The sequence below is a fragment of the Saccharothrix australiensis genome (genome assembly GCF_003634935.1).
Taxonomy (GTDB): domain Bacteria; phylum Actinomycetota; class Actinomycetes; order Mycobacteriales; family Pseudonocardiaceae; genus Actinosynnema; species Actinosynnema australiense.
In genome coordinates, this window is the sequence record NZ_RBXO01000001.1 from 4,456,976 (window position 1) to 4,469,455 (window position 12,480).

Here is a 12,480-nt window from a genome sequence, read left to right on the forward strand (position 1 = left end):
TTTCCGAGAAGTGCCCGACCTCCGTGTAACGGTGTAATGCTTCAGGCGGGGCCACGGTGGACGGGCGACTCGCGCGGCGGCGTTTCCCGGCGGTCGCCGAACCGGCTGCCCCTCCCTCCGCACACCGGCGCACGGGCACGGAGGAAGTAGTGGGCGCACCGACCGAATCGGGACGATCAAGCCGGGTGGCGCTCCGCCGCCCGGATCGATCCGACGACAGGGGGCGATCTTGAACGAGATCACCGGTCGCCTGGCCCGACTGCCCGGCCTGGTGCTGCGCTTCGGCCGGGTCGCCGCCGTCGTGTGCGGCTACGCCGTCCTCATCGGCGGGTCCGCCCTCGGGGCGCGCCTGCGGCGCGGCCGGGACGGGCGCGGCCTGCGCGACGGCGACCGCTGGGTCCGGATGCTGACCCGCCTGGGCCCCTCCTACATCAAGATCGGCCAGTTGCTGAGCACCCGGCGCGACCTGCTGCCCGCGGAGGTGACCACGCCGCTGGCGCGGCTCACCGACGCGGCCTCGCCGCCGAGCAGGCGGCGGATCGAGCGCGCCGTCCGGCGCGCCTACCGCGACCGGCCGTGGCCGTTCCGGGAGTTCGGGTGGCAGCCGGTGGCGTGCGGCAGCATCGCGACCGTCCACGAGGCGGTGACGTGGGACGGGCGGCGCGTCGCGGTCAAGGTGCGGCGTCCGGGCATCGAGCGGGTGATGCGGCAGGACTTCGCGCTGGCCGCCTCGGCGATGACCCTGCTGGGCGTGCTGCCCCGGCTGCGCCGGATGCCGTTCAAGCTCATGCACGCGCAGGTCGGCGGCGCGATCCTGCGCCAGCTCGACTTCGCCGCCGAGGCCGCGTCCCTGGCGGCGCTGCGCGCCAACCTCGCGGGGTTCGACAACGTGCGCATCCCCGAGCCGCTGCCCGAGCTGTGCACGGCCGAGACCGTCGTCATGGAGTACGTCACCGACCTGACGCGGTTCGAGCCCGGCGAGCTGGACGCCGACACCCGGCGCGCGGTGGTGCGCGCGGTGCTCGCCGCGATCTACGAGATGCTCTTCGTCGACGGCCTGGTGCACTGCGACCTGCACCCCGGCAACCTGTACTTCGACCACCGCGCCGACCTGGTCATGCTGGACGCCGGCTTCGTCATCCGGCTGCCGGACCCGGTGCGCAGGTCGTTCGCCGACTTCTTCATCAACATGGCGCTGGGCGACGGCTGGATGTGCGCGCAGGTCGTGATCGAGAGCGCCGCGCACGTCGCCGACGACTGCGACCTGGAGGGCTTCCGCGCCGGGCTCGGCGAGCTGGTGGCCGAGACCTCCGGCGCGAAGTCCGGCGAGTTCGACCTGGCGCGGTTCGCGGGGCGGCTGTTCGACCTCCAGCGCCGGTTCGGCCTGTTCCCCGCGCCCGAGTTCGCGTTCCCCCTGCTCTCGCTGCTGGTCATCGAGGGCATGATCAAGGTCTTCGACTCCGACGTCGACTTCCAGGCCGAGGCGGTACCGATCCTCCGCCGCCGCAACACACCGCGCGCTGCCGAATCCACTGTGGAAAGGTGAGTCCGACATGGACGCGACCACGCACGTCCGAGTCCCGCTGATCGAGGAGAACCAGGCCGAGGGCCGCCTCGCCGAGCTGTACGAGGAGATCAAGCAGGCCACGAACCTGCCGTTCGTCCCCGACATGTTCCGCCTGACGTCCACCCGGCCCGACCTGCTGGAGGCCGTGGTGGCCGGGTACAAGGGGATGTACCTCGGCGGCGTCCTGCCGCGGCCGACGCGGGAGCTGATCTCCGCGTGGACGTCGAAGGTCAACGAGTGCCCGTACTGCGTGGGCACGCACAACTTCTTCTTCCGCGCGTTCGGCGGGCCCGAGGAGATCGCCAAGGCCGTCGAGTCGGCGAGCAGCGTCGAGGACCTGCCGGTGGACGACCGCACCAAGGTCCTGCTGCGGCTGCTGACCAAGCTCAGCCGCGAGGCGTACAAGATCACCGACGAGGACTGGCAGCACGCGCTGGACGCCGGCTGGACCCGCGAGGAGCTGCTGGAGGGCTTCTTCACCGCCTCGATGTTCAACTTCATCACCCGCATGGTCGACGGCCTCGGCCTCGGCCTGTCGGTGGCGGCGAGCCGGGTCTCGCAGCAGGAGATCCCGACCGGGGGCGACCGGTGAGTCCGTCGCGCGCGGTCCTGATCACCGGGGTCAACTCGTCCGGCGGCGCGTCCTCCGGCACGGGCCGCGCGACCGCGTTGCGCCTGCACCGCGCGGGCATGCCGGTCTACGCCACCGGGCGCAGGCTGGAGGGCTTGCAGGACCTCGCCGACGAGGGCATCACGACGCTCCAGGTGGACGTCACCGACGAGGAGTCGATGGTGGCCGCCGTGAAGCGGGTCACCGAGGACCACGGCTCGGTCGGGGTGCTGGTCAACAACGCCGCCTACAGCCTCAACGGCACGATCGGCGAGACGCCGCTGGACCAGGTGCGCCGGCAGTTCGAGACGAACTTCTTCGGCCTGTCCCGGATGACGCAGCTGGTGCTGCCCGGCATGCGGGAGCAGCGGTCCGGCCGGATCGTCATGATGTCGTCGATCTTCGGCCTGTTCGCCACCCCCGGCCGCGGCTACTACCAGGCCACCAAGCACGCCCTGGAGGCCATCAGCGACTCGCTGCGGCTGGAGGTGGCGCCGTGGGGCATCAAGGTGGCCATCATCGAGCCGTCGCCGATCCTCGGCTCGTTCGTGCCCACCACGGTCGGGGACCTCGGACTGGACACCGACAGCGACCTCTACGCCGACTTCTGGGAGCGGTTCGTGACCTGGCACGGCGCGTACCGCGAGGTCGACCACCCCAAGGGCCGCGGCCGGACGTCCGTGCGGTCGGGCAAGGTCGCGGAGGTCGTGGAGCGGGCCATCACCGCGCCCAACCCGCGCATCCGCTACCGGATCGGCATCCCCGTCCGGCTGCTGCGACCGCAGCGGGCGATCTTCGGGGACCGGGCGTGGGAGGCGTTCGTCACCCGGTTCTTCCCCCAACCCTGACGCGCCCACGTGGCAGCGGCTCCGGACCGTTCGGTCCGGAGCCGTTTCCGCGTGCCCCGCGCTCAGTCCTCGCGCAGCCGGTCCGCGATCCGCTCCCCGATCATGATCGAGGTCAGGTTCGTGTTGGCGCGCACCGTGTTCGGCATGATCGACGCGTCGCACACGTGCAGCGACTCGACGCCGTGCACCGCGCCGCGCGCGTCCACGACCGCGTCGGGGTCGGAGGCCGGTCCCATCCGGACCGTGCCCGCCGGGTGGTACGCGCTCTCCAGGCTCGTCTTCACGTACTGCCGCACCATGTCGTCCTTGTCGATCATGGCGTCGCGCAGCACCACGAAACCCTGACCGAGCTTGAGGATGTCGGGGTGGTGCGCCAGGCGCCAGGCGGTGCGCACACCGTCCACGAGGACGTCCATCTCGCGCTCGTCGTCGAGGAAGTTCAGCTCGATCGTCGGCGCCGCCGCCGGGTCGGTCGACGGCAGCGTGATCCGGCCGCGCGAGCCGGGCCGCTGCGCCACCACCATCACGCCCAGGATCTCGGTCGCGCCGGCCAGCATCTGCAACTCCGGGAACGGGCCCAGGTCGAAGTGGTTGACCATGTAGTACTGGAGGTCGTTGAACTCGCCGGTGACCGGTGAGGTGGTGCGCAGGATCTGCTGGAGGAACGCCTCGGTGGGGTCGGTGACGCCGGGCTGCGGCACCAGGAACGCGCCGGTGCGCTGGTGGTCGACCAGGTTCGCGCCGACGCCCGCCAGGTCCGCGCGGACGTCGACGCCCAGCCGGCGCAGGTCCTCGGCCGGGCCGATGCCGGAGCGCAGCAGGATCGCGGGCGACGCGACCGCGCCGGCGGCGAGGATGACGCGGCGGCCCTCGACCAGCTCGGCGGAGCCGCCCGCCGCGGACGCCAGCACGCCGACCGCGCGCGAGCCCTCGAACACCACGCGGTCCACCGTCGTGCGCGCGCGGATCTCCAGGTTCGCCCGGCCCCGCACCGCCCGCAGGTAGGTGGTCCCGGTCGTGGCCCGGTGCACGCGGTCCGGCCGGGTGGACGGGATCGACCCGATCCCGGTTGACTCCGGGTGGTTGTGGTCCTCGACCGCGGGGAACCCGGCGTCCCGGCACGCCTCGACGAACGCCGTCTGCCCCGGCGCCAGCTCCTCGGGCCGCCAGCGGCGGATCGGCATCGGGCCCCCCGCGCCGTGGAACTCGCCGTCGCCGAAGTCCAGGTCGTCCTCCAGCCTGCGGAAGTACGGCAGGACGTCGGCGTAGGACCAGCCCGGATTGCCGGCGGCGGCCCACTCGTCGTAGTCGGCGGGCACGCCGCGCAGCCCGACCGTCGCGCCGACCGCCGACGAGCCGCCGGTGGTCCGGCCGCGCGGGTACCTGATCCTGCGCCCGTCGTGGACGTCCGCGCGGAACGTCCAGTCGTGGTCCACGAACGACATCGTCCGCCCGTAGAAGATGTCCTCCGGCATGTCCTCGGGCGCGACGTAGTCCGGGCCGCCTTCCAGGAGCAGCACGCGTCGGTCGGGGTCCTCGCTCAGTCGGGCCGCGAGCACCGCCCCGGCCGATCCGGCGCCGACGATGATGTCGTCATATTGAGCCGTCATGAGAGTCCTCGAAGGTTGTTGGCACTTCGGGCGCAGGGGTTCTGCGACCTCCTTTCGCCGAGCCTCGCACCGCGCGCGGCGCGGTTGCTACTCACGCGTTGCCCGCCGCGCGCCGCGCCGCGACGGTGGTCGGCGGCGTCGGTGGCGTCGGGGGTCAGCGGCGTCGGCGGCGTCGGCGGCGTCGGCGGCGTCGGCGGCGTTGGGGGCGTCGGGGGCGTCGAGAGGCGGCGACATCCGGGGGAACCGCCGCCGGGCTTCTCCTGTGCTGCCGTCCTTCCCGGCCGGCGCGCCCGATACGCAAGCTCGAAGTAGGCAGCCGGCGCGCCCGCCGCCCACCATTCACTCAGTCCGTGCGCCGCCACCCGCGGCGGGACGAAGGGAGCGAACATTGTCCAGCACGTGGCGGGCGATCGGCAGCCGCATCCTGACTCCCGGTGTCTCCAACGCGAAGCTCTCGGTGCGCGGTTTCCACGACAAGGGCCCCGCCGCGCGCGAGCTGCTGGAGACCGCGGGCCGTTCCTTCCTGCGCGGTTACGCGATCGCCGCCGAGGCGCGCACCCCCGACGAACCCGAACCGCGGCTGGAGCTGGTGCCCCGGCGGTTCCGCGGGTTCGCCTACGAGGGCGCCGCGATGGCGTTCGCGGTGCGCGACGCGCTCCCGTTCGGGCGCGGCGGGCGCACCGCGCGGTTCCTCGCCGGGAGCGCCGCCCGGCACAGCTACCTGGTGCACGTCGGGATCGGCTGGGCGATGGCCAGGGCGCCGAGGTTCCGCTGGTCCCGGTTGCTCCTCGCCGACCCCCTGCTGCGCTGGCTCGCGCTCGACGGGTACGGGTTCCACCAAGCGTACTTCCACACCCACCGGTACCTGCGCGGGCAACACCGCGACCAGCGCCTCCACTGGCCGCCCGACGGCCCGTCCCGGTACGCGGAGCGCGCCGTCGACCAGGGCGTCGGCCGAGCCGCGTGGTTCGTCGGCGGCGCCGACCCGGAGGTCGTGGCCGACCTGCTCGACTCGTTCCCGGAGCACCGCCGCGCCGACCTCTACAGCGGCGCGGGACTGGCCGCCACCTACGCGGGCGGCGCGGACGCGGCGGAGCTGCGGCTGCTGCGGTCCCGCGCCGGCGCGTGGCGGCCCGCCCTCGCGCAGGGCAGCGCGTTCGGCGCGACCGCGCGGGTGGCGGCGGGACTGGCCGACGAGCACACCGCCCTGGCGACCGGGGTCCTGTGTGGACGGACGCCGGAGGAGGCCGCGGCGCTGTGCGACCGGACGCGACCGCCGGCGACCGCCGAGGTGCCCGAGCACCCCGGCGTCCCCTCCTACGAGGTGTGGCGCGAGCGCATCGCCGCCGCCTTCGTGACCGACTCGGGGGTGACCGCGTGACCGCGACCGACCTGCCCCACGCGCGACCGGCGCTGCCCGGACCGCCGCGCAGCGCGACGCTGGGCCTGCTGGCCAGGATGGCGAAGGACCGCCTGTCGGTGATGACCTCGGTCACCCGTCGCTACGGCGACGCGGTCCGATTACGACTGGGCCCCAAGTCGCTGCACTTCTTCAACCACCCCGACCACGCCAAGCACGTGCTGGCCGACAACAGCGCCAACTACCTCAAGGGCATCGGCCTGGTGCACGCCCGCCGCGCGCTCGGCGACGGCCTGCTCACCAGCGAGGGCGAGGTGTGGAAGGCGCAGCGCAAGACGATCCAGCCCGTGTTCACCGCCAAGCGGATCAACGGCAAGGCCGACGCGATCGCCCAGGAGGCGGCGGGCCTCGTGGCCAGGCTGCGCGAGCGCCGCGACGGCGCGCCGGTCGACATCAGCGCCGAGATGACCGGGCTGACCCTCGGCGTGCTGGGGCGCACCCTGCTCGACGCCGACCTCGGCGCGTTCGAGTCCATCGGCGAGTCGTTCGAGGCCGTCCAGGACCAGGCGATGTTCGAGATGATGACGCTGAGCGCGCTGCCCACCTGGGTGCCGCTGCCCAAGCAGCTGCGGTTCCGCCGCGCGCGGGCCGACCTGGACCGCATCGTCGCCCGCCTGGCCGCCGAGCGGGCCGCCAACCCGACCGCCGAGGGCGACGACGTCCTGTCCCGGCTGATCGAGGCGACCCGCCGCGAGGTCGACGCGCGGGCCGGGCGGCGGCGGATGCGCGACGAGATGGTGACGCTGCTGCTGGCCGGGCACGAGACCACCGCCAGCACGTTGAGCTGGACGTTCCACCTGCTCGACCGGCACCCGGAGGTGTGGGAGCGGCTGCACGCGGAGGCGGTGGAGGTGCTGGGCGACCGGCTGCCCACCTACGCCGACGTGCACCGGCTGAGGCAGACCACGATGGTGCTCCAGGAGGTCATGCGGCTGTACCCGCCGGTGTGGCTGCTGCCCCGGCTGGCCCGCGCGGAGGACGAGGTCGGCGGCTACCGCGTGGCCGCCGGCGCCGACGTCGTCATCTGCCCGTACACGCTGCACCGACACCCGGCGTTCTGGGACCGGCCGGAGGTGTTCGACCCGGACCGGTTCGACCCCGGCCGCGCGGCCGGCCGGCCCCGGTACGCCTACATCCCCTTCGGCGCGGGACCGCGGGTGTGCGTCGGCAGCGGCCTGGGCATGTTGGAGGCGACGATCGTCACCGCGTGCGTCGTGCGCGAACTGCGGCTCGCCACGGTGCCGGGCTACGACGTCCGGCCCGAGCCGATGCTGACGCTGCGCGTGCGCGGCGGGCTGCCGATGACGGTGCGGTCCGCGGGGTGAGCGCCGGGCCGGCGACCACACCCCGACCGAATCGGGGAGTACCGCGACGGGCCGCCGGTCCGGGACGCTGTCCCCGACACCCCTGACGCCCGGTGGAGGAGCCGATTCCGATGCTAGGAACACTGGTGCAGGCCGGTCTGCGCGGGCTGTCCACCGCGCAGGTGCGGCAAGTGCGGCCCGTCCGGTACGGCGCTGCCCGCGGCGACGTGGCCCGGATCTACCGGGAGCTCGAACGCGACTTCGGCGTGCTCGCGCCGCCGATCGCGCTGCACGCGCCCGCGCCCGACGTGCTGGCCGCGAGCTGGCTGATGCTGCGCGAGACGCTGCTGGTGCCCGGAGCGGTGCCCAGGGCGCTGAAGGAGGCGGTCAGCACCGCGGTGTCCGAGGGCAACAGCTGCCCGTTCTGCGTCGCCATGCACTCGTCGATGCTGAGCGACCTGGTCGGCCGCGGCGCGGTCGCGGACCCGGCGGCGCGGGCGGCCTCCGCCTGGGCCACCGCGAACGGCAGCCCCGACACGGGGGCCGGGCACCCGGTGCCGTTCCCGGTGGGGCACGCGCCCGAGATGGTCGGCACGGCGGTAATCCTGGAGTACCTCAACCGCATGGTGAACCTGTTCCTGGGCGAGCTGCCGCTGCCGCCGCACGTGCCGGCCGCGTCGATGACCGTGGTGCGCCGGGTGCTGGTTTGGCTGATCAAGTCGGCCGAGCGGCGGGGTCCGCGGCCGGGCGCGTCGCTCGACCTGCTGCCCGCCGCGCCGCTGCCCGAGGACCTGCGGTGGGCCGAGGGCAACCCGGCGATCGCCGAGGCGTACGCGCGCGGCGCCGCCGCGATCGACGGCGCGGGCCGCCGCTCGGTGCCGTCCGGGGTGCGGGAGTCGGTCCTGGCGCACCTGGCGCGGTGGGACGGCCGGCCGATGGGCCTGAGCCGCGCGTGGGTCGAGGAGGCGGTCGCGGCGCTGCCCGGCGACGAGCGCGCGGCCGGCCGCCTGGCCCTGCTCACGGCGCTGGCGTCCTACCAGGTCGACCAGTCGGTCGTCGACCGCTTCCGGGAGCGCCGGCCCGACGACCGCTCGCTGATCGACCTGACGTCGTGGGCGAGTTTGGCGGCGGCGCGGCGCGTGGGCGGGTGGATGCGCATCCGGGCCGAGGAGACCGACGCCGGTCCGACGGCGTCGACGTCGCGGTCCACGTGAGCGGTGGACCACCGGCCGCTCCGGGACGCACTGTCCGGGGCCGCCGCCGTGCCGTCACGGGGCTCGCCGTGGCGTCCGCGATCGCCGCGCCGAGCGGGAACTTCCGGTCGAGCCCGCCTGCCAGGTAGTCGCAATCGCCTGGGGCCCAACGGACTCACGACTTCCCGGCACCCGGATGGGCGATGCGCCCTCATGTCGGGCGGAGGACACTGACCCTGCCGGCGAGGCAGTACCAGGCGGTATCCGCGGCGAGTCGCACTCGTGTCGCCTGTCGTCCTGCCGAGTTCGCCCCCACACCGCCGAACTCCTCGACGTGTGCGCTTCTTCGCGCGCCGGAAGCACCACACCCGATGGCCGGCGCGGAACGACTACGGCGCGCCATCGCCCTCCGCCTATCCGCCACAGGAGAGGAACAGGTCCCGCACCATGCGAATCCAGCGGATCGTGACGGGAGTGGCCGTCGTGGTCGCCGCCGCGCTGGCCTTCCCGAGCGCCGGGGTGGCCGACACCCCCGTCAAGCACGATGTCGACGCCTCCGCGGCGGCCGACCGGGCGGCGCCGTCCCGGCACCGGATCATCGCGGACACCGGACCACGCCCGGCCGGACTGCCCAGCGCCGCCGGCGACCGCGGGGTCATACCCCCGAACCTCTCGGCCGACGTCTCGGCCGCCCTCGACGGGCCGTTCTACATCGTCAACAAGGGCACCGGCCGCTGCCTCGACGCCCATTACAACGAGGGTGGCGGCAACGGCAACCGGGTCGGGCTCTGGGACTGCAACGGCGGCATCACGGAGAAGTGGTACGTCTACAACAACGGCAACACCGGCAACTACTGGATGAAGATCATCAACGCCCGCAGCGGCCGCTCCCTCGACTACCCGGCCTCGTCCGGTGGCGCGAACGGCTGGCAGTACATCCTGTGGGACTACTACCCCAGCACCGGCCAGCAGTACTGGCCGTTCTGGCGCAGCGACACCTCCGACTACGAGATCTCCGTGCTGCTCGGCGGTGGCGCCAACGTGATGGACGCCTTCGCGTCCGACGGTGGCGGCAACGGCAACCGGGTCGGCAACTGGTCGATCACCTACTCCCCGCTGCAACGGTGGACCTTCCACAGCGCGTGACGCCTGCTCGCCCCGCCGGCCGGCCGGCGGGGATCGCGCACGCGTGCGCGGTCAGGTCAGTGGTGGCGTGCTCGCCGGTGGCCTGCGGTGGTGCGTCGCCTGCTCGTAGTCGAACCCGAAGCCCAGCAGCACCGGCTCGCTGAACGGCGCGCCCAGCAGCTCGACGCCCACCGGCAGGCCGTCCGGGGTGAAGCCCGCCGGCACGGTCAGGGCCGGGTACCCGGTGTTGGCGGCGAGGGCGCAGGACCTGCCTCCCGACTGCGGTTGGCCGATCAGCGGCGCCTGCCGCGGGACGGTCGGGTAGACCAGCGCGTCGAGGTCGTGGTCCGCCAGGAGCGCCTTCAGCAGTTGTCGCGCCTCCGCCCGGCGGGCCAACCGCTGGTGGTACTCGTCCTGCGGGCCGGTCGAGCGACCGAGCCTGGCCCTGAGCCGCTCCAGCACGGTCGGGGTGACCTGGCCGGAGGCGACGATGTCGGCCAGCGTCACCCGGTCCGCCGGCGGCTCCAGCCGGGCCAGGGAGGGCGGGAACCGGGAGCCCGGCGCCGCGAGGTAGCGGTCGAGGTCGCGCTCGTGCTCGTCGAGGATCACCCAGGAGGCGTCCACGGCCGCCATGAGGGCCGGTTGCGGCGGCAGGTCCACGACGGTCGCGCCCTGCGCCGCCATGTCCGCGGTGGCGGCCCGGACCAGCTCGGTCGTCGGCTGCTCCGGGGCGGTGGCGCCGAGGTAGTCGGTGAGCACGCCGATACGGGCACCGGCCAACGCGGTGTCGCGCAGCGCGGTGGTGTAGGTGGGCGGTGTCCGCCCGATGGCCGCCTCGGTGGACGGGTCGTCGGGGTCGTACCCGACGGTGGCGTCCAGGACGAGCGCGACGTCGCGGACCGACTTGGCGATGGGCCCGCCGGTGTCCTGGGTCTCCGACAGCGGCGCGATCCCGTCGCGGCTGGACAGCCCGAGGCTGGGCCGCAACCCGACCAGGCCGTTGTGCGCCGCCGGGTTCCGGATGGAGCCGCAGGTGTCCGAGCCCAGGCCGACCGCGCCGAACGCGGCGGCGAGCCCGGCGGCCGTGCCGCCGCTGGACCCGCCCGGGTAGCGGGCCTGGTCGTAGGGGTTGCGGGTCTGCCCGCCCAGCGAGCTGATCGTCTCGATACCGCTGGCGAACTCGTGCAGGTTGGTCTTGGCGACGACGATCGCGCCCGCCTCGCGCAGCCGCGCCACCTGCTCGGCGTCGTCGGCGGTGCGCCAGTGCCGCAGCGCCAGCGAGCCGTTCGACGTGGGCATGTCCCCGGTGTCGTAGTTGTCCTTGACCAGGATCGGGATGCCGTGCAGCGGACCGCGGACGTGGCCGCGCCGGCGTTCGGCGTCGAGCCGGGCGGCGACGGCGATCGCGTCGGGGTCCTCGCGGATGACGGCGTTGACACCCGGCTGGTCGGCGTAGGACCGCTCGAATGCCTCGATGCGCGCCCGGTACGCCTCGACCAGCCCGACGGAGGTCACCCGGCCGTCGGCCAGCAGTTCACCCAGCCTCGTGGCATCCGCGTCGACCACCCACCGAGCCACCCGATCCCCGGCCGCACTCACGGGAACGGCAGCCGTGGACAGGAGAACGAGCCCCGCCGCAAGCGCGGCCACCCGCTTGCCCGGTCGTCCCGCCATGACCCCTCCCTCACCACCGCCATCCCGATTCTCGCCCGCGACACACCACGACGACTATCCGGCAAAAGACTTCAGCCAGCCCTCTCTCGCCCCGCTCCCCCACTCGCTTCCGCTCGCTCCGCTCCCCCACTCGCTCCGCTCGCACGCGAGGCCGCGTCGGTGGTTCACGGCGCGAGGTTTGCCGATCACGCTTTTCGATCGGCGAACCTCGCCCCGTGAGCCGCCGACCACCAGGCGGCCGAGCCGCCCGACGGAGTCGGGCCATTAGACACAGCCGCGTCGGTGGTTCACCGCGCGGTTCTTGCCGATCACGCTTTTCGATCGGCGAACCTCGCCCCGTGAGCCGCCGACTCCCAGGCGGCCGAGCCGCCTGACGGAGTCGGGCCATTGGACACCGTCGAGCCAATCACACAATCCAGTTCGGGCAGCGCCAGCAGGATCGGCAGGTCCAGCAGGCGGGACAGCCGCGTCTCGATGTCCGCCTCGGCGGTCCGGCCGGCCCGCACCGTGATCGACTCGGCGGCGCCGATGAGCAGCGGACGGCGCTTCGACGGCTGCGGGTCGAGGTCGTGGACCGCCACCACGGCGGCCCGGATGAACCACTGCCCCTCCGGCACCGAGTCCAACCGGTACGGCCCCGCGCCGTCCCGGATGTCGCACGCGCTCGGGAGCCCTTGCGCGATCGGGTCTTTGAACGCGCCCACGTACACCCGCACGGGCGTCCCGGTGTCCGGCACGTCGACCCAACCGCACACCGCGCCGCCCTGGTGCGCCCGCGCCGGTCCGGGGAACGCCGACAGCGACAGGACGCCCTCGCCGGACAGCGCGCGGTAGCGGGCCGGTGAGACGCCGACGCTGCGGGTGAAGCGGCTGGTGAACGTGCCCAGGCTGTTGTAGCCCACCATGTACGAGATCTCCGTGACGCTCAGCGAGGTCTCCAGCAGCAGCTGCTTGGCCTTGCTGAGCCGGATCGCGGTGAGGAACCGCCCCGGCGAGGTGCCCGTCAGCGTCCGGAACACCCTGGAGAAGTAGAACTTGCTCAGTATCGCGGTGTCCGCCATGTCGGCCAGCGAGAGCGGCTCGTCGTAGCGGCTCCACATGGTATCGATCGCACGTTCTACCGCATCCT

10 protein-coding genes are annotated in these 12,480 nt (G+C 73.5%); 7 read left to right on the forward strand and 3 right to left on the reverse strand.

The window, feature by feature from the left end; translation table 11 throughout:
• Positions 1-229 precede the first annotated feature (229 nt).
• The 3 genes from C8E97_RS19095 to C8E97_RS19105 are packed head-to-tail and all read left to right on the forward strand — an operon-like array spanning position 230 to position 3,025.
• The gene (locus C8E97_RS19095) at positions 230-1,546 is read left to right on the forward strand and encodes an ABC1 kinase family protein (protein ID WP_121006946.1); all 1,317 of its coding nucleotides are present in this window, start codon (positions 230-232) and stop codon (positions 1,544-1,546) included.
• 7 nt (positions 1,547-1,553) lie between these two features.
• Entirely contained in the window at positions 1,554-2,159 is a 606-nt protein-coding gene (locus tag C8E97_RS19100; protein WP_121006947.1) for a carboxymuconolactone decarboxylase family protein, read from the forward strand.
• Positions 2,156-3,025: an SDR family NAD(P)-dependent oxidoreductase gene (locus tag C8E97_RS19105; protein WP_121006948.1), complete on the forward strand. Its 870-nt coding sequence runs from the start codon at positions 2,156-2,158 to the stop codon at positions 3,023-3,025. The genes C8E97_RS19100 and C8E97_RS19105 overlap by 4 nt, the downstream gene beginning before the upstream one ends.
• A 62-nt stretch (positions 3,026-3,087) precedes the next feature.
• On the opposite strand, the gene C8E97_RS19110 is transcribed toward C8E97_RS19105, so the two are convergent.
• Entirely contained in the window at positions 3,088-4,635 is a 1,548-nt protein-coding gene (locus C8E97_RS19110) for a GMC family oxidoreductase (RefSeq protein WP_121006949.1), read from the reverse strand.
• A 388-nt stretch (positions 4,636-5,023) separates the two neighbouring features.
• Between C8E97_RS19110 and C8E97_RS19120 the strand changes: the two genes are divergently transcribed.
• The 4 genes from C8E97_RS19120 (at position 5,024) to C8E97_RS19135 (ending at position 9,698) form a co-directional block, all read left to right on the forward strand.
• A complete protein-coding gene (locus C8E97_RS19120; protein WP_121006950.1) occupies positions 5,024-6,016 on the forward strand; it encodes a DUF1702 family protein in 993 nt (330 codons plus the stop codon).
• Positions 6,013-7,380 (forward strand): cytochrome P450, encoded by a 1,368-nt coding sequence (locus C8E97_RS19125; protein ID WP_281275441.1) that lies wholly within the window; start codon positions 6,013-6,015, stop codon positions 7,378-7,380. The genes C8E97_RS19120 and C8E97_RS19125 overlap by 4 nt, the downstream gene beginning before the upstream one ends.
• Before the next feature lie 110 nt (positions 7,381-7,490).
• On the forward strand, positions 7,491-8,573 hold the full coding sequence (locus C8E97_RS19130; RefSeq protein WP_121006951.1) for a carboxymuconolactone decarboxylase family protein: 1,083 nt from the start codon (positions 7,491-7,493) through the stop codon (positions 8,571-8,573).
• Between the two features lie 426 nt (positions 8,574-8,999).
• Positions 9,000-9,698 (forward strand): RICIN domain-containing protein, encoded by a 699-nt coding sequence (locus C8E97_RS19135; RefSeq protein WP_121006952.1) that lies wholly within the window; start codon positions 9,000-9,002, stop codon positions 9,696-9,698.
• 51 nt (positions 9,699-9,749) lie between these two features.
• On the opposite strand, the gene C8E97_RS19140 is transcribed toward C8E97_RS19135, so the two are convergent.
• On the reverse strand, positions 9,750-11,243 hold the full coding sequence (locus C8E97_RS19140) for an amidase (protein WP_342776237.1): 1,494 nt from the start codon (positions 11,241-11,243) through the stop codon (positions 9,750-9,752).
• A gap of 416 nt (positions 11,244-11,659) precedes the next feature.
• Positions 11,660-12,451, reverse strand: a complete 792-nt coding sequence (locus C8E97_RS19145; protein ID WP_246019004.1) for a helix-turn-helix transcriptional regulator — start codon at positions 12,449-12,451, stop codon at positions 11,660-11,662.
• Positions 12,452-12,480: the final 29 nt, after the last annotated feature.